This window comes from Burkholderia sp. AU28863, from assembly GCF_002223195.1.
Classification (GTDB): Bacteria; Pseudomonadota; Gammaproteobacteria; order Burkholderiales; family Burkholderiaceae; genus Burkholderia; species Burkholderia sola.
In genome coordinates this window covers 1,566,850-1,584,974 of record NZ_NKFE01000003.1, presented here as the reverse complement: position 1 = coordinate 1,584,974, position 18,125 = coordinate 1,566,850, and the positions used below count along the sequence as shown (strand labels likewise).

The window sequence follows — 18,125 nt, the reverse complement described above, 5'->3', positions numbered from 1 at the left end:
GTTGCTCTAGCGGCGTGCCGGCTGTCGGAGCGACGGCCCGCACGCCGTTTTTACGTCAAGCGCACGGTTGCCATTAATATGGCGATTGGGCGGGCGGCTTCCTTCCGTTCAATTTTCCATTCGAACAAGGTTCATTGAATGATCACTCGCGCTGAATTGCTGGACATGCTTGCTTCGAACGCGCCGCAGGGTTTCGAGGCGCAAGCGCTGGGGCTGGTGCCGATCGTCGTCGAAACGAGCGGCCGCGGCGAGCGTTCGTACGATATCTATTCGCGTCTCCTGAAGGAGCGCCTGGTGTTCATGGTCGGCGAAGTGAACGACCAGACCGCCAACCTCGTGGTCGCGCAATTGCTGTTCCTCGAGAGCGAGAATCCCGACAAGGACATCAGCCTCTACATCAACAGCCCGGGCGGCTCGGTGTCGGCCGGGATGGCGATCTACGACACGATGCAGTTCATCAAGCCGGACGTGTCGACCCTCTGCATGGGCCTCGCGGCCAGCATGGGCGCGTTCCTGCTCGCGTCGGGTGCGAAGGGCAAGCGCTTCGCGCTGCCGAATTCGCGCGTGATGATTCACCAGCCGCTCGGCGGCGCGCGCGGCCAGGCATCCGACATCGAGATCCAGGCACGCGAGATCCTCTACCTGAAGGAGCGGTTGAACAACCTGCTCGCGCAGCATACGGGCCAGGACGTCGAACGCATCGCGCGCGACACCGACCGTGATAACTTCATGTCGAGCGAGGACGCGAAGGCGTACGGGCTGATCGATCAGGTGCTGTTGAAGCGCCCGTGAGCTTAAACGGGGTGCCGCCCCGATTCGGGCCGGCGCCCTCAAACGTCCCGAGTGCCCTGAGCATCTGCGGCAAGCGCATCCAGCCGGCTCCGGTCGCGCCCTAGGCGCGGCGTCCGGAGCAATCGGCGTATCATGTCATTTACCTGTCCGGAGGCTCTACATTCATGGCGGACAAAAAAGGTTCGAACAGCGAGAAGCTGTTGTATTGCTCGTTTTGCGGGAAAAGCCAGCATGAGGTGAAAAAACTCATCGCGGGCCCGTCGGTGTTCATCTGCGATGAATGTATCGACCTCTGCAACGAAATCATTCGCGACGAGGCGGCTGCCGCCGGCGTCGAGGCCAGCCTGTCCCGGTCGGATCTGCCGAGCCCGCAGGAAATTCGCGACATCCTCGATCAGTACGTGATCGGCCAGGAGCGCGCGAAGAAAATCCTCGCGGTGGCCGTGTACAACCACTACAAGCGCCTGAAGCATCTCGACAAGAAGGACGACGTCGAGCTGTCGAAGAGCAACATCCTGCTGATCGGCCCGACGGGCTCCGGCAAGACGCTGCTCGCGCAGACGCTCGCACGGTTGCTCAACGTGCCGTTCGTGATCGCCGACGCGACGACGCTGACCGAAGCCGGCTACGTCGGCGAGGACGTCGAGAACATCATCCAGAAGCTGTTGCAGAACTGCAACTACGAAGTCGACAAGGCTCAGCGCGGGATCGTCTACATCGACGAAATCGACAAGATCAGCCGCAAGTCGGACAACCCGTCGATCACGCGCGACGTGTCGGGCGAGGGCGTCCAGCAGGCGCTGCTGAAGCTCGTCGAGGGCACGATGGCGTCGGTGCCACCGCAGGGCGGCCGCAAGCACCCGAACCAGGATTTCATCCAGGTCGACACGACCAACATCCTGTTCATCTGCGGCGGCGCGTTCGACGGTCTCGAAAAGGTGATCACCGATCGTACCGAGAAAACCGGCATCGGCTTCGGCGCGACGGTCAAGAGCAAGCAGGAACGCGATGCGGGCGAAGTGCTGCGCGAGACGGAACCGGAAGACCTGATCAAATTCGGTCTGATCCCCGAATTGATCGGCCGCCTGCCGGTGGTCGCGACGCTCGGCAAGCTCGACGAAGCCGCGCTGATGAAGATCCTGGTCGAGCCGAAGAATGCGCTCGTCAAGCAGTATCACAAGCTGTTCGCGATGGAGCGCGTCGAGCTGGAAATCCGGCCGGGCGCGTTGCAGGCAGTCGCCCGCAAGGCGATCCGCCGCAAGACCGGCGCGCGCGGTTTGCGTTCGATCATCGAACAGGCATTGCTCGACGTGATGTACGAGCTGCCGACGATGAAAGGGGTCAGCAAGGTCATCATCGACGAGAATGTCATCGATGGGGACGGCAAGCCCTTGCTGATCTACGAGGACACGCCGAAGGTGGCGGGTTCGAACTGACCGGCTTGCCGACGATGTTCAGCGAAAAAGGCCGTTCATGAGTCCGTGGGCGGCTTTTTTTCGTTTATCTTGTGGGTAACTCTGACTCGACACGCGGTGGTTACTTTCTTACCGAATATTTCCCGCACTTGAAGGCTTGCAATTCGTTGTGGCGGCCTCAATTACCGAACAATTGATTCCACTCATGGGGAAATGAAATGTCAGGCACCCAACTTCTCCCGCCGGAACGCATCACGCTCCCGCTGCTGCCGCTGCGGGACGTCGTCGTTTTCCCGCACATGGTCATTCCGCTCTTCGTGGGCCGGCCGAAATCGATCAAGGCCCTCGAAGCAGCGATGGAAGGCGGCAAGCACATCATGCTCGTCGCCCAGAAAACCGCGGCCAAGGACGAACCGACCGAAAAGGACATGTACGAGGTCGGTTGTATCGCCAACATTCTGCAGATGCTGAAGCTGCCGGACGGCACCGTGAAGGTGCTCGTCGAGGGCCTGCAGCGCGCGAAGGCGTTGTCCATCGAGGAACAGGAGACGCAGTTCTCCTGCGAAGTGATGCCGCTCGAGCCGGATCACGCCGACAGCGCCGAGACGGAAGCGCTGCGTCGCGCGATCGTGTCGCAGTTCGACCAGTACGTGAAGCTGAACAAGAAGATCCCGCCGGAGATTCTCACGTCGCTGTCGGGCATCGATGAAGCCGGTCGCCTCGCGGACATGATCGCCGAGCGCCTGCCGCTGAAGCTCGACCAGAAGCAGCACATCCTCGAGATGTTCCCGGTGATCGAGCGCCTCGAGCACCTGCTCGCGCAGCTCGAAGCCGAGATCGACATCCTGCAGGTCGAAAAGCGCATCCGCGGGCGCGTGAAGCGCCAGATGGAAAAGAGCCAGCGCGAGTACTACCTGAACGAACAGGTCAAGGCGATCCAGAAGGAACTGGGCGAGGGCGAGGAAGGCGCGGATCTCGAGGAGCTCGAGAAGCGCATCAACGCCGCGCGCATGCCGAAGGAAGCCAAGAAGAAGGCCGACGCCGAGCTGAAGAAGCTGAAGCTGATGTCGCCGATGTCGGCGGAAGCGACCGTCGTGCGCAACTACATCGACACGCTGATCGGCCTGCCGTGGCGCAAGAAGAGCAAGGTCAACAACGACCTGTCGAATGCCGAGCAGGTGCTCGACGAGGATCACTTCGGCCTCGAGAAGGTCAAGGAACGGATCCTCGAGTATCTCGCGGTGCAACAGCGCGTGGACAAGGTCAAGGCGCCGATCCTGTGCCTCGTCGGGCCTCCGGGCGTCGGCAAGACGTCGCTCGGCCAGTCGATCGCGCGTGCGACGAACCGCAAGTTCGTCCGGATGGCGCTCGGCGGCGTGCGTGACGAAGCCGAGATCCGCGGCCACCGCCGCACGTACATCGGTTCGATGCCGGGCAAGATCCTGCAAAGCCTCGCGAAGGTCGGCGTGCGCAATCCGCTCTTCCTGCTCGACGAAGTCGACAAGATGGGCATGGATTTCCGCGGCGATCCGTCGTCGGCGCTGCTCGAGGTGCTCGATCCCGAACAGAATCACACGTTCGCCGACCACTACATCGAAGTCGACTTCGATCTGTCGGACGTGATGTTCGTCGCGACGTCGAACTCGCTGAACATTCCGCCGCCGCTGCTCGACCGGATGGAAGTGATCCGTCTGTCGGGCTACACGGAAGACGAGAAGGTCAGCATCGCGCAGCGTTACCTGCTGCCGAAGCAGAAGAAGAACAACGGGCTGAAGGAAGGCGAGATCGAGGTCACCGAGCAGGCGATTCGCGACATCATCCGCTACTACACGCGCGAAGCCGGTGTGCGTTCGCTCGAGCGCGAAGTGTCGAAGATCTGCCGCAAGGTCGTGAAGATGCTGCTGCTGAAGAAGGCGTCGGGCGCGATCAAGGTCGATGGCGAGAATCTCGACACGTTCCTCGGCGTGCGCAAGTACGACTTCGGCCTCGCGGCGAAGGAAAACCAGGTCGGTCAGGTGACGGGCCTCGCGTGGACGGAAGTCGGCGGCGACCTGCTGACGATCGAAGCCGCGGTGATGCCGGGCAAGGGCAACGTGATTCGTACGGGCTCGCTCGGCGACGTGATGAAGGAGTCGGTCGAGGCTGCGCGTTCGGTCGTGCGCTCGCGTTCGCGTCGTCTCGGTATCAAGGACGAAGCGTTCGAGAAGCAGGACATCCACATCCACGTGCCGGAAGGCGCGACGCCGAAGGACGGTCCGTCCGCCGGCGGTGCGATGACGACCGCGCTGGTGTCGGTGCTGACGGGTATTCCCGTGCGGGCCGACGTCGCGATGACGGGCGAAATCACGTTGCGTGGCGAAGTGCTGCCGATCGGCGGGCTGAAGGAAAAGTTGCTGGCGGCGCATCGCGGCGGCATCAAGCTCGTGCTGATCCCGGAAGAGAACGTAAAGGATCTCGCGGACATTCCGGACAACGTGAAGAACGCGATCGAAATCGTGCCGGTCCGCTGGATCGACAAGGTGCTGGAGCTCGCGCTCGAGCGTTCGCCAACGCCGCTGCCGCCGGAAGAAGAGGCGAAGGCTGCGGCGCCGGTCGGCGAGGCGGCGAAGGATGCCGGCTCGACGGAAGTCGTCAAGCACTGAGGCCCTGAACACCGTCGTTGCTGACGGTCGTTCACGAAACCCGCGGCAGTGTCCGCGGGTTTTTTTATGCGCATCGGAATCGTGCGAGCGCGCGCGGTAAAAAAATTCGCGTGCAGGCTTGGCAAAATGATCGGGGATGAATTAAACTTGCGGGCTCGCTGATTGTTGATGCGGAAACGCAGATCGCAGTCAGAACGAATCGGAAACGGGTGCTTAGCTCAGCTGGTAGAGCGGCGCCCTTACAAGGCGTAGGTCGGGGGTTCGAACCCCTCAGCACCCACCAGTTTCCCGATTCAGCCAGACCAAGGAGCGGTAGTTCAGTCGGTTAGAATACCGGCCTGTCACGCCGGGGGTCGCGGGTTCGAGTCCCGTCCGCTCCGCCAAAAATAAGAAAGCCCGCCTTGTGCGGGCTTTCTTATTTGCATCGTTCGTTGCGCCTGCTTGCGGGCGCGTGACTGCGGAGTGGAGGAAGCCGCCTGCGCGGCTTCCGGCGGGACTCGCAGAGTTGCGCGTGCACGCGCAACCGCGGCCTGCAGGATGTAGGCGAGTCCCGTCCGCTCCGCCAAAAAATAAGAAAGCCCGCCTTGTGCGGGTTTTCTTATTTGCATCGTTCGTTGCGCCCGCTTGCGGGCGCGTGACTGCAGAATGGACGAAGCCGCCGCGCGGCTTCCGGATTCCGGTTCCATTCGCGCACAGCATTTGCCTGCTTTTTTCCCGTCCCACCCCGTATGTTGTAATATCGGTCGTTTTGTCCAATTTTCCCGTCACGCATGCTCGATTTCTTCCGTAATCACCAGCGCCTGATGATGGCGCTCCTGCTCCTGATCGTGTTGCCGGGGCTGGGTTTCGTCGGGATCCAAGGCTTCCGCGGCTTCTTCGACGACAGTGCGAACGTCGCGGCGGTCAACGGGCACAAGATCACGCGGGTCGAATTCGACGGCGCGTTCCGCCAACAGATCGACCAGGCGCGCCAGGCGCTCGGTGGGCAGTTCGACATCAAGATGTTCGACACGCCCGAGCATCGCAAGCAGGTGCTCGACGGCCTGATCCAGCAACGCGTGCTGGCCGACGAGACGCAACGTCTGCACCTGACCGCGTCCGACAACGCCGTGCGCGATGCGCTGATGAGCGATCCGATGATCGCGTCGCTGAAGAAACCCGACGGCACGATCGACGTCGAACGCTATGCGCAACTGCTGTCGTTCCAGGGGATGACGCCCGAGCAGTACCAGGAGCGCGTGCGTTACAGCCTCGCGCTTCAGCAGATTCCGGCCAGCATCGTGTCGAGCGCGTTCACGCCGAAGAGCCTCGCGCAACGCCTGTCCGAACTCGCCGCGCAGCAGCGTGAAGTGCAGGCACTCGTGCTGAAGACGAGCGACTTCGCAGCGAAGGTCCAGCCGACCGACGCGCAGCTCACCGCGTACTACGACGCGCACAAGCAGAGCTTCGCGACGCCCGAAACCGCGACGATCCAGTATCTCGTCTATTCGCCGGCCGCAGCGGCCGCGAGTGCGCAGCCGACCGAAGCGGACATCAAGAAGTTCTACGACGACAACCCGACGCATTTCCGTACCGAAGCACAGGTGCGCGTGAGCCACATCTTCATCGCCGCGCCGGGCAGCGCCAGCGCGGCCGACAAGGCGGCTGCGAAGGCGAAGGCCGAGCAACTGCTCGCCGACGTGAAAGCGCATCCCGATCAATTCGCGCAGATCGCGCAGAAGAGCTCGCAGGACGCGCCGTCGGCGGCGAAGGGCGGCGACCTCGGCTTCATCACGCGCGGCTCGACCGCGGGCGGCAAGGCGTTCGACGACGCCGCGTTCTCGCTCAAGCAGGGCGACGTGAGCGGTATCGTGCAGTCGGATCTCGGTTTCCACATCCTGAAGGCGACCGAAGTGAAGCCTGCCGTCGTCAAGCCGTTCGCGGAAGTGAAAGACCAGATCGCGATCGACCTGAAGCAGCAGTACGCGGCGAAGGCGTTCTCGGACAATGCGGAAGGCTTCACGTCGACCGTCTACGAAAAGGCGAAGACGCTGCAGCCGGCCGCGGACAAGTACAAGCTGACGATCCAGACGGCCACCGTCACGCCGACGCCGAATCCGCAGCTGCCGCCGACGAGCCCGTTGAACAATCCGAAGTTCCTGGCCGCCGTGTTCGCGAACGACTCGGTGAAGAACCAGAACAACACGCAGGCGATCGACGTCGGCAACAACACGCTGATTTCGGCGCGCGTGACCGAGCACAAGCCGGCTGCGGTGCCCGCGCTCGACGCGATCAAGGATGTCGTGCGCCAGAAGGTCATCGCCGAGCAGGCCGCGGAACTCGCGAAGAAGGACGGCGCGGCGAAGCTGGCCGAATTGCAGAAGTCGAAGTCGGCCGACGGCTTTACGGCCGCGCAGAAAGTGTCGCGCACGCAGTCGCAGGGCCTGACGCCGGCCGCGCTGAGCGCCGTCTACAAGGTCGATGCGAAGACGCTGCCGGCTTACGTCGGTGTCGACCTCGGCGCGGACGGCTATGCGATCTACCGCGTGAACGCGGTGATCCCCGGTTCGGCGGTCGATCCGCAGCAACTGGCGGCCGCGCAGCAGCAGATGGCGCAGGTCGACGCGCAAAGCGAAGGCGAAGCCTACCTCGCCGCGCTGCGCGACCGCTCGAAGGTGAAGCTGTACGGCAGCACGACGGCCAGCCAGCAGCAGGACGGCGACAACTGAGCACCGTTTCGCCCGCAACCATCGAAAAGCCCCGCTCGAAGCGGGGCTTTTTGTTTTCCGGTGCGCTGCGCTCAGCCGTGCGGCTTGCCGAGCAGCGGCTTCAGCGCCGGCCATACATTGTCGAGCAGGATGCCCTGGGCCTGCTGCGCGGGATGCATCTGATCGGCCTGGAACATGTCGGGCTTGTTCTCGATGCCGGCCAGCAGGAACGGCACGAGCGGCACGCCGAGATCCTTCGACAGCCGCGTATAGACGGCATGGAACTTCTGTGTGTAGTCGGGCCCGTAATTGGGCGGCACGTACATGCCGACCAGCACGACCTTTGCCTGCGCACGTCGCGCGCCGGCGATGATGTCGCGCAGGTTCTGCTCGGTCGTCGCGAGCGGCACGCCGCGCAGCGCATCGTTCGAACCGAGTTCGACGACGACGATCGACGGCTTGAGCCGCTGCAGCACCGCGGGCAGCCGCGCGCGGCCGCCGCTCGTGGTGTCGCCGCTGACGCTGGCGTTCGCGACGCTATAATCGATTCGCTCGGTCGCGAGCCGTTGCCGCAGCAACGCCACCCAGCCGGTGTCGCGCGGCAATCCGTATTCGGCCGACAGGCTGTCGCCGAGCACGACGATCACGGGCGGGCTCGATGCCGGCGTCGTCGCGGCGCGTGCGGGCACGGTGACGGCCAGCAGGGTGCCCAGCAGCGCGGCGGCCGCCGCGCGTCTTTTCCAGCGAAATGTCGTGTCCATGTTCAAGATTACCGATCCGATCATCGAAGTCCATGACGTGTGCAAGCGGGTCGCCGATGCAACGGGCGAGCTGACGATCCTCGACGGCATCACGCTCGCCGTGCCACCGGGCAGCAGCCTCGCGATCGTCGGCGCGTCGGGGTCGGGCAAATCGACGCTGCTCGGCGTGCTCGCAGGGTTGGACAGCGCGACGAGCGGCACGGTTCGCCTGCTCGGTCGCGCGCTCGACCAGCTCGACGAGGACGAACGCGCGGCATTGCGCAACGGCGCGGTCGGCTTCGTGTTCCAGTCGTTCCAATTGATGCCGCACCTGACGGCGCTCGAGAACGTGATGCTGCCGCTCGAACTGCAGGGCGGCATCAGTGCGCGCGACGCGGCCGACCGCGCCCGGGCGCTGCTCGTGCAGGTCGGTCTCGGCGAACGCACCGCGCATTATCCGAAGCTGCTGTCGGGCGGCGAACAGCAGCGCGTCGCACTCGCACGCGCGTTCGTCACGCGCCCGGCGATCCTGTTCGCCGACGAGCCGACCGGCAGCCTCGACGCGGCCACCGGCCACGCGGTCATCGACCTGATGTTCGAACTGAACCGCACGCACGGCGCGACGCTCGTGCTCGTCACGCACGATGCCGAACTCGCGCGCCGCTGCGCGACGACGGTCACCATCGACGCCGGGCGCATCGTCGCGCCGCGCGCGGCTTCGCGCAACGCGTGAATGTTCGTACCGGCCGCGGGGTGGAACGCGCGGCCGGCACCACGGGCATGACGCCGCCGCGTCAGTGCTTCAACGCTTGAGCGCCGCGCGAGCGCGCTCGATCAGCGCGGTGGTCGACGAGTCGTGCTTCGCCGGATCGACCGAATCGGCCGACAGATCGGCTTCGACGACCTTGCCCAGAATCTTGCCGAGCTCGACGCCCCACTGGTCGAACGGATTGATGTCCCACACCGTCGCCTGCACGAGCACCTTGTGCTCGTAAAGCGCGATCAGCGCGCCGAGCGTGCGCGGCGTCAGCGCATCGACGAGCAGCGTCGTGGTCGGGCGGTTGCCGGGGAACGTCAGGTGTGGCGCGAGCGCTTCCTTGCCCGGCCCGGCGACCTTGAGCGCTTCGTCGAGCGTGCGGCCGAGCATCAGCGCCTCGCTCTGCGCGAAGCAGTTCGCGAGCAGCTTCGGATGATGGCTCGCGAGAGGATGCTCGGGCGTCAGCACCGCGATGAAGTCGATCGGCACGATCGTCGGCCCCTGGTGCAGCATCTGGAAGAACGCATGCTGGCCGTTGGTGCCCGGTTCGCCCCACGTGACGGCCGACGTCGGGTAGTCGACGAAGGCGCCGTCCAGGCGCGCGGACTTGCCGTTGCTCTCCATCTCGAGCTGCTGCAGGTACGACGGCAGGTAGTGCAGCGCTTCCGAGTACGGCGCGACGAGATAGCTCTGCGAGCCGAAGAAATTCCGGTACCAGATGCCGATCAGGCCGAGCAGCACCGGCAGGTTGCGCTCGAGCGGCGCTTCGCGGAAGTGACGGTCCATGTCGTTCGCGCCGGCCAGCAGCTCGTCGAACTGCTCCGGGCCGACCGCGATCATGATCGACAGCCCGACCGCCGACCACAGCGAATAGCGGCCGCCGACCCAGTCCCACATTTCGAACACGTTGTCCGCGGCAATGCCGAACTTCACGACTTCGGCCGGGTTCGCCGACACGCCGACGAAGTGCTTCGCGAGCGCGTCCTCGGGGCAGCCGCGCGCGACGAACCAGTCGCGCAGCGAGCGTGCGTTCGTCATCGTCTCGAGCGTCGTAAACGTCTTCGACACGATGATCGCGAGCGTTTCCTCGGGATCGACCTGTTCGAGCACGCGCGCGAGATCGGCGCCGTCGACGTTCGATACGAAGTGGGTCGAGATCTCGGGCGTCGCGACGTGGTGCAGCGCATGCACGACCATCTTCGGGCCGAGATCCGAGCCGCCGATGCCGATGTTGATCACGTGGCGGATGCGCTTGCCCGTATAGCCCGTCCACGTGCCGCTGCGCACGGCGCGCGCGAACGTCGCCATCTTCGCGCGCTCGGCGCTCACCTGCGCGTGGAACGGTGCCTGCGGGTCGGTCGCGCGCAGCGCGGTGTGCAGCGCGGCGCGGCCTTCGGTCGGGTTGACGACCTCGCCCGCGAACATCGCGTCGCGGCGTGCCTCGACGCCGGCGTCGCGCGCGAGCTGCACGAGCAGGCGTAGCGTTTCGTCGTCGATGCGGTTCTTCGAGAAATCGGCCGCGAGACCGCCGCCCGGAATCGTGAAGCGTTCGGCGCGGGTCGGCGCGCGGTCGTTTTCCGGCGCGAACCAGTCGCGCAGCCGCGCGTGGCGGATCTGTTCGAAGTGGGATTGAAGGGCAGTCCAGGCGGGGAGCGATTTCAGCGTCATGGCGGTTCGAGTGAAGCGTGAATCGGGAGGAATGCCGCGCCGGCTCATCGGGATCGGAAAGCCGGCGGACGAGAAGGCCCGCCGTGCGGCGGGGCAGTCAGTATAGCGGCGTTACGTGTCGGCGCGCGGCGACGGATAAAAAAGGCGATTGACCAGCGTGCGCACCATCGGCGCGAGTTCGCCCGCGGTGAGCCCGGCCGGGCCGGTGCCGTTCGCGGTCAGCGTGTCGGCCGCGAGGCCGTGCAGGTAGACGCCGGCCAGCGCGGCTTCGTACGGCGCGACTCGCTGCGCGAGCAGCGCGCCGATCAGGCCGCCGAGCACGTCGCCGGTGCCGCCGGTGGCGAGTGCGGCGTTGCCGGTCGGGTTGATCGTCACGCGGCCGTCGGGCGCCGCAATCACCGTACCCGAGCCCTTCAGCACGACGATGGCCGCGTAGCGTGCGGCGAGCGCTTGTGCAGCCGCGACGCGATCGCGCTGCACCGAGGCCGTGTCGCCGCCGAGCAGGCGCGCGGCTTCGAGCGGATGCGGCGTCAACACGCACGGATTGCCGCGTGCGCCGCGCGCGGCGACGGCGGTCGCGAGGTCCGCGTGCGTCGCGACGAGGTTCAGCGCGTCGGCGTCGAGCAGTGTCGCGATGTCGTGCGCGAGCACGTCGCGCACGAGCGTCGCCGCGGCTTCGCGCGTGCCGAGCCCGCAACCGGCCGCGATCGCGGTCATCGTGCCGAGATCGAGGGTGTCGGCCGGGTGCAGCATCAGTTCGGGGAAGGGCGGATCGTACGGCGGCGCGCCCGCGCCAAGGAAGCCGACGTGCACCTTGCCGGCGCCCGCGAACAGCGCGGCGCGGGCGGCGAGGATCGGCGCGCCGCACATGCCGGTGTCGCCGCCGAGCACCGCGAGGCTGCCGTACGTGCCCTTGTGGGATGCGAAGGCGCGCGCGGGCAGTGCCGCGGCGAACCGCGCGGGCGCATTCAGCACGATGGCCGGTGCGGCGGGCGGCGCGACGTCGAGCGACGCGACGTGGATCTCGCCGGCGAGATCGCGGCCGTCGCCCGTGTAGAGGCCGGGCTTCGCGCCGATGAAGGTGAGCGTGTGGGTGGCCGCGACGGCGGCGCCCGCGCCGACGATCCGGCCCGTATCGCTGTCGAGTCCGCTCGGCACGTCGAGCGCGAGCACGCGGCCGCCGCCGCGGGCATGGGCGGCGATGCGCGCGGCCTGCTCGGCGAACGCGCCGTCGAGCGCGCGGCCGAGACCGATGCCGAACAGCCCGTCGACGACCCACGCGTAGCCCTCCAGCGACGCGGGCGGGGCGGCCGACAGCGGCACGCCGGCCGAGCGTGCGAGACCGAGCGCCCATTGCGCATCGTCCGGCTTGACCGGCACCGGCATCCACGCCTGCGTCGCGACGCCAAGCTGCTGGAGTTGCGCGGCGGCCACCAGCGCGTCGCCGCCGTTGTTGCCGGGGCCGACTGCGAACCAGACGGGGCGATCGTCGCCGGCGACGCGCTCGGACAGCCAGCGCGCGGCGGCCGCGCCGGCGCGGCCCATCAGCGTGTGCGGCGGCAGTACGGCGGTGGCGTCGGCTTCGGCCGCGCGCAGGTCGGCGACGCGCAAGAGCGCGATCGGATCGGAATCGGGGAGCGGGCGGGTAGCGGGGGTAACGGGGGTAACGGTCATCGCGGGATCGTGGCGGCTGGCAAGGGTGCCGCCACGGGCCGGCCCGCGGCGGTCAGGTCGTGAAGCGGCCGGCGTTCAGCGCGGCGAGCGTGTCGGCGGGCCAGTGCTGAGCGTTGCCGCCCAGATAGTCGGTCACCACTTTAGCAGACCCGCACGCGAGGCCCCAGCCGGCCGGGCCATGGCCGAAATTGACGAACACGCGCGGATGCGGGGTCGGACCCACCACGGGCAAGCCGTCCGGCGATAGCAGTTGCATGCCGCGCCACGACAGCGCAGCCGAGATTTTCGCGGCGCCGGGCACCCAGTCATGGACCGCCTGGCCGAGCAGCGCGAGCGCGGCCTCGGACAGCGGCTCGGCAAGCGGCTTCGCGGTGTCGGCGAGGCTCTGCAGCACGGCGGCCCCGCCGACGCGCAGCCGCTGGTGGGTGCGCGTGATCGAGATCCGCTTGATCGAATCGACGACGCACAGGTGCGGCGAGTGTTCTTCATATGCGACCGGCGCGGTGAGCGTATGGACGCGCACCGGGTGCAGCGGCAGGCGCCAGCCGAGCCGTTCGAGCAGCGCAAGGCTGCCCGCGCCGGCGGCGACCACGATCGCATCGGCGGACATCACGTCGACCTCGCGCGCGCGCGCCGCGCTCCGGTTGCCGGGCGGCGCGAGTTCGACCGCGACGCGGCCGTTGTCGACGCGGATCGCGGCGACGTCCGCGCCGAAGCGGAACTGCACGCCGTGCTCGTCGAGCGTCTGCTTGACCAGTTTCGCGAACAGCGGGCAGTTGCCGGTGCGCTCGGTTTCGAGCAGCACGCCGCCGGCAAAGCCGGGTTCGGCCGGCACCGAAGGCTCGAGCGCCACGCATTCGTCGGCGGTGAGCGTGCGGTACGGCTGGTCGAGCGTGCGCAGCAGGTCGAGCGCGGGTTGCAGCGCGTCCCAGTCGCGCGGATCGCGCACGACGTGCAGGAGGCCGGGCTTTTGCTCGAATTCGAGCTCGAGGCGCGCCTCGATATCGGCGAGCGTGTCGCGCGACACGTCGATCAGCGGGCGCAGCCGCGCGTACTGCGCGGCAAATGCGTCGGGCTCGCGCAGCGTGCCGAGCTGCTTGACGAAGCGGCGCACGCCGCCGTTGAAGCCCGGCTTGTAGACGATGCCGCTGTCGCGCGCCTGACGCTGGTGCATGAAAGTCGGGCCGAACCAGACGTCGAGCGGGCTCGGCAGCAGCGCGCCGCCGTCGCCATAGGTCGCGCCTTGCGCGACGGTCGCGTGGCGTTCGACCACGCACACGCGATGGCCGGCCGCGCGCAGCTGGTAGGCGGTGGCGACGCCGCTGATTCCGCCGCCGATGACGATGACATCCATTGGATTGCTTCGATGACGGGCGGCGCGCACGCCGCCCGGTGAGAATTCGCTGAGGGCCCGGGCCCGGTGAACCCGGAATGATAGCGCCAAAAGTGCGCGAGCCGGCGGCGGCCGAGCATGGGCCGTGCGGCCGCGCCACGGCGGCCGCCCCGCGGGCCCGCGCAGGGCCGGCCCCGCGTGCGGCCGGGTGCGCCGCCCGCACGGTCGCCGTGGCGGTGCAGGCGGACTACCGATTGGCCGGTCTTGGGCGGCCGACTTCCGGGTATAATTACGGCCTTCCTTTCGCCCCACGTCGCCACCTCGCGCGACTCATCGACGTCAGTCCAGCCCATGGCTCACTTCTCGTGTTTTCCCGGCGCTTCGGCCCTCTCCGATTTCCGTCAAACCCGTCTGCTCGACACGCTCAGGCAAATCGACGCCAACATCGTCGCGGTGCGCGGCCAGTTCCTGCACTTCGTCAATGCGGCCGAACCGCTGTCGGCCGACGACAGCGCGCGCATCGATGCGCTGATGCACTACGGTGCGCCGTTCCAGCCGGCGGGCGAAAAGGGCGCGACCGAGACCTTCGTCGTGCTGCCGCGCTTCGGCACGGTTTCGCCGTGGGCCAGCAAGGCGACCGACATCGCACAGCACTGCGGCCTCACGCAGGTGCGCCGCATCGAGCGCGGCGTCGAATTCACGGTCACACTGAAATCGGGCCTGCTCGGCGGCAAGAAGGCGCTGTCGGACGACGCGCGCGCGGCCGTCGCGGCCGCGCTGCATGACCGGATGACCGAAAGCGTGGTCGCGGCGCGCGACGATGCGAGGCACCTGTTCGACGAACTGCCGGCCAAGCCGCTGTCGACCGTCGACGTATTGGGTGTCGGCCGCGGCGCGCTGGAGCGTGCGAACGTCGAGCTGGGCCTCGCGCTCGCCGACGACGAGATCGACTACCTGGTCGACGCGTTCCGCAAGCTCGAACGCAACCCGACCGACGTCGAACTGATGATGTTCGCGCAGGCGAACAGCGAACACTGCCGCCACAAGATCTTCAACGCGCAGTGGACGATCGACGGCGAAGCGCAGGACATGTCGCTGTTCGCAATGATCCGCAATACCGAGAAGCTGAGCCCGCAGGGCACGATCGTCGCGTATTCGGACAACTCGTCGATCATGGTCGGCGCCGAAGCCGAGCGCTGGTTCCCGCGCAAGGCCGGCGCGGCCGGCGAGCCGGGCGAACGTTATGGCCGCCACACCGAGCTCACGCACACGCTGATGAAGGTCGAGACGCACAACCACCCGACGGCGATCTCGCCGTTCCCGGGTGCGGCGACCGGCGCGGGCGGCGAGATCCGCGACGAGGGCGCGACGGGCCGCGGCGCGCGTCCGAAGGCCGGCCTCACGGGTTTCACCGTGTCGAACCTCGACCTGCCCGATGCACGCCAGCCATGGGAAAACGCGCGCGACGCCGCGCAGCCGGTCGCCGAGCGCAACCCGAACGAAGTGCATGGCCCGTACGGCCGTCCGGACCGCATCGCGTCGCCGCTGCAGATCATGATCGACGGCCCGCTGGGCGGCGCCGCGTTCAACAACGAATTCGGCCGCCCGAACCTCGGCGGCTACTTCCGCGTGTACGAGCAGAACGTTGGCGGCACGGTGCACGGCTATCACAAGCCGATCATGATCGCGGGCGGCCTCGGCAACATCGCGGATCAGCACACGCACAAGCACGACGTGCCGGCCGGCTCGCTGCTGATCCAGATCGGCGGGCCCGGCATGCGGATCGGCATGGGCGGCGGCGCCGCGAGCTCGATGGCGACCGGCGCGAACACGGCCGAACTCGACTTCGACTCGGTGCAGCGCGGCAACCCGGAAATCGAGCGTCGCGCGCAGGAAGTGATCAACGGCTGCTGGCAGCTCGGCGCGGAAAACCCGATCCTGAGCATCCACGACGTCGGCGCGGGCGGCCTGTCGAACGCGTTCCCCGAAATCGTCGACGGCGCGGGCAAGGGCGCGCGCTTCGAACTGCGCAAGGTCGCGCTCGAGGAGTCGGGTCTGTCGCCGCGCGAAATCTGGTCGAACGAGGCGCAGGAGCGCTACGTGCTGGCGATCGCGCCGGCCGACCTGCCGCGCTTCGAGGCGATCTGCGCGCGCGAGCGCTGCCCGTTCGCGGTGGTCGGTGTCGCGACCGACGAACGCCAGCTGAAGCTGGTCGACGACGAAGCGACGGGCGTCGACGAATACCCGGTCGACATGCCGATGGAAGTGCTGCTCGGCAAGCCGCCGCGCATGCACCGCGACGTCACGCGTGTCGCGGTCGAGCGTGCGCCGGTCGACGTGACGGGCATCGCGCTGTCGGCCGTCGCGCTCGACGTGCTGAAGCATCCGACGGTCGGCAGCAAATCGTTCCTGATCACGATCGGCGATCGGTCGGTCGGCGGTACGTCGGTGCGCGACCAGATGGTCGGCCCGTGGCAGGTGCCGGTGGCCGACTGCGCGATCACCGCGCTCGACTACGCGGGCTTCAAGGGCGAGGCGATGACGATGGCCGAGCGCACGCCGCTCGCGGTGATCGACGCGCCGGCGTCGGGCCGCATGGCCGTCGGCGAAGCGATCACGAACATCGCGAGCGCGCCGATCGCGTCGCTCGACAAGCTGAAGCTGTCGGCGAACTGGATGGCCGCGTGCGGCACGGCCGGCGAAGACGCCGCGCTGTTCGACACGGTCAAGGCGATCGGCATGGAGCTGTGCCCGGCGCTCGGGATCGGCATCCCGGTCGGCAAGGACTCGCTGTCGATGAAGACGAAGTGGGACGAGCAGGGCGTCGCGAAGGAAGTCGTGTCGCCGGTGTCGCTGATCATCTCGGCGTTCGCGCCGGTCGAGGACGTGCGCCGTCATCTCACGCCGCAACTGCGCCGCGTGGCCGACGCGGGCGATAGCGTGCTGATCGCGATCGATCTCGGCCGCGGCAAGAACCGGATGGGGGGCAGCATCTTCGCGCAGGTCACGCAGCAGGTCGGCGACACGACGCCGGACGTCGACGACGCGGAAGACCTGAAGCGCTTCTTCAACGCGATCCAGTCGCTCAATGCGCAAGACAAGCTGCTCGCGTACCACGACCGCTCGGACGGCGGCCTGTGGGCGACGGTGTGCGAAATGGCGTTCGCGGGCCATGCGGGCGTGTCGCTGAACGTCGACATGCTGACGCTCGACCCGAACCACGAATCCGACTACGGCGACGCGAAGGACTGGGCGAAGCAGACGAGCGGCCGTCGCGACGACCGTACGCTGCGCGCGCTGTTCTCCGAAGAGCTCGGCGCCGTCGTGCAGGTGCGTGCGTCCGACCGCGACGCGGTGCTCGGCGCGCTGCGCGAGTTCGGCCTGTCGACGTGCTCGCACGTGATCGGCTCGGTCAACGATCGCGACGTGATCGAGGTGTACCGCGACGCGAAGAAGATTTTCGACGCGCCGCGCACCGAACTCCATCGCGCATGGAGTGAAGTGAGCTGGCGCATCGCGCGCCTGCGCGACAACCCGGCCTGCGCGGATGCCGAATACGACGCGCTGCTCGATGCGACCGATCCGGGCATCTCGCCGGTGCTGACGTTCGATCCGGCCGACGACATCGCCGCGCCGTTCATCGCGACGGGTGCACGGCCGCGCGTCGCGATCCTGCGCGAGCAGGGCGTGAACTCGCATCTGGAAACCGCGTACGCGTTCGACCGCGCAGGCTTCGATGCGCACGACGTGCACATGAGCGACCTGCTCGCGGGCCGCGCATCGCTGGCCGATTTCGCGGGCGCGGTCGCATGCGGCGGCTTCTCGTACGGCGACGTGCTGGGCGCGGGCGAAGGCTGGGCGAAGACGATCCGCTTCAACGCGAATCTCGCCGACATGTTCTCGGCGTTCTTCGCGCGTCCCGATACCTTCGCACTCGGTATCTGCAACGGCTGCCAGATGCTGTCGAGCATCGCGTCGATGATCCCGGGCGCGGAAGCCTGGCCGAAGTTCACGCGCAACAAGTCCGAGCAGTTCGAGGCGCGCTTCTCGTTCGTCGAAGTGGAGAAGTCGCCGTCGATCTTCTTCGCGGGGATGGAAGGCTCGCGGATTCCGGTCGCGGTCGCGCACGGCGAAGGCTATGCGGACTTCTCGCAGCAGGGCGACATCGATCGCGTCGCGGTCGCGATGCGTTACGTCGACCACCGCGGCGAAGCGACCGAACGCTACCCGTTCAACCCGAACGGGTCGCCGGCCGGCATCACGTCGGTCACGACGGCCGACGGCCGCTTCTCGGTGCTGATGCCGCACATGGAGCGCGTGCATCGCACGGTCACGATGAGCTGGCATCCGGAAGGCTGGGGTGAGGCGAGCCCGTGGCTGCGCGTATTCCGCAACGCGCGTCGCTGGATCGGTTGAT

General features: G+C 67.1%; 10 protein-coding genes and 2 tRNA genes. 8 read left to right on the top strand and 4 right to left on the bottom strand.

Annotated elements, in window-relative coordinates; all coding sequences use genetic code 11:
* The first annotated feature begins 138 nt into the window (after positions 1–138).
* The 6 genes from clpP to CFB81_RS09685 all read left to right on the top strand — a co-directional run bounded on the left by clpP (position 139) and on the right by CFB81_RS09685 (position 7,557).
* Positions 139–792 carry an ATP-dependent Clp endopeptidase proteolytic subunit ClpP gene (clpP, locus tag CFB81_RS09715; RefSeq protein ID WP_006496351.1) on the top strand — a complete coding sequence of 218 codons (654 nt, stop codon included), beginning with the start codon at positions 139–141 and terminating at the stop codon, positions 790–792.
* Positions 793–956: 164 nt separating this feature from the next.
* Positions 957–2,228 carry an ATP-dependent Clp protease ATP-binding subunit ClpX gene (gene clpX, locus CFB81_RS09710; RefSeq protein WP_006489345.1) on the top strand — a complete coding sequence of 424 codons (1,272 nt, stop codon included), beginning with the start codon at positions 957–959 and terminating at the stop codon, positions 2,226–2,228.
* 197 nt (positions 2,229–2,425) lie between these two features.
* On the top strand, positions 2,426–4,849 hold the full coding sequence (gene lon, locus CFB81_RS09705; RefSeq protein ID WP_050013282.1) for an endopeptidase La: 2,424 nt from the start codon (positions 2,426–2,428) through the stop codon (positions 4,847–4,849).
* 207 nt (positions 4,850–5,056) lie between these two features.
* Positions 5,057–5,132: transfer RNA gene (locus CFB81_RS09700), tRNA-Val, on the top strand.
* Positions 5,133–5,155: 23 nt separating this feature from the next.
* A tRNA-Asp gene (locus tag CFB81_RS09695) sits at positions 5,156–5,232 on the top strand.
* Between the two features lie 387 nt (positions 5,233–5,619).
* Positions 5,620–7,557, top strand: a complete 1,938-nt coding sequence (locus CFB81_RS09685; RefSeq protein WP_069617775.1) for a SurA N-terminal domain-containing protein — start codon at positions 5,620–5,622, stop codon at positions 7,555–7,557.
* A gap of 71 nt (positions 7,558–7,628) precedes the next feature.
* Here the strand turns inward: CFB81_RS09685 and CFB81_RS09680 are convergent, their stop codons facing one another.
* The gene (locus CFB81_RS09680; RefSeq protein ID WP_089435167.1) at positions 7,629–8,297 is read right to left on the bottom strand and encodes an arylesterase; all 669 of its coding nucleotides are present in this window, start codon (positions 8,295–8,297) and stop codon (positions 7,629–7,631) included.
* On the opposite strand from CFB81_RS09680, the gene CFB81_RS09675 reads away from it, so the two are divergent.
* Positions 8,296–9,009 (top strand): ABC transporter ATP-binding protein, encoded by a 714-nt coding sequence (locus CFB81_RS09675; RefSeq protein WP_069617777.1) that lies wholly within the window; start codon positions 8,296–8,298, stop codon positions 9,007–9,009. The two genes, CFB81_RS09680 and CFB81_RS09675, sit on opposite strands and share 2 nt — an antisense overlap.
* A gap of 69 nt (positions 9,010–9,078) precedes the next feature.
* On the opposite strand, the gene pgi is transcribed toward CFB81_RS09675, so the two are convergent.
* From pgi to CFB81_RS09660, 3 genes are all read right to left on the bottom strand, one after another.
* The gene (gene pgi, locus CFB81_RS09670) at positions 9,079–10,701 is read right to left on the bottom strand and encodes a glucose-6-phosphate isomerase (protein WP_069617778.1); all 1,623 of its coding nucleotides are present in this window, start codon (positions 10,699–10,701) and stop codon (positions 9,079–9,081) included.
* Positions 10,702–10,812: 111 nt separating this feature from the next.
* Positions 10,813–12,375, bottom strand: coding sequence for an NAD(P)H-hydrate dehydratase (locus CFB81_RS09665; protein ID WP_089435166.1), 1,563 nt, complete (start codon positions 12,373–12,375; stop codon positions 10,813–10,815).
* A 52-nt stretch (positions 12,376–12,427) separates the two neighbouring features.
* On the bottom strand, positions 12,428–13,729 hold the full coding sequence (locus CFB81_RS09660; RefSeq protein WP_089435165.1) for an FAD-dependent oxidoreductase: 1,302 nt from the start codon (positions 13,727–13,729) through the stop codon (positions 12,428–12,430).
* A gap of 330 nt (positions 13,730–14,059) precedes the next feature.
* Between CFB81_RS09660 and purL the strand changes: the two genes are divergently transcribed.
* Entirely contained in the window at positions 14,060–18,124 is a 4,065-nt protein-coding gene (purL, locus tag CFB81_RS09655) for a phosphoribosylformylglycinamidine synthase (protein WP_089435164.1), read from the top strand.
* The last annotated feature ends 1 nt before the right edge of the window (position 18,125 follow it).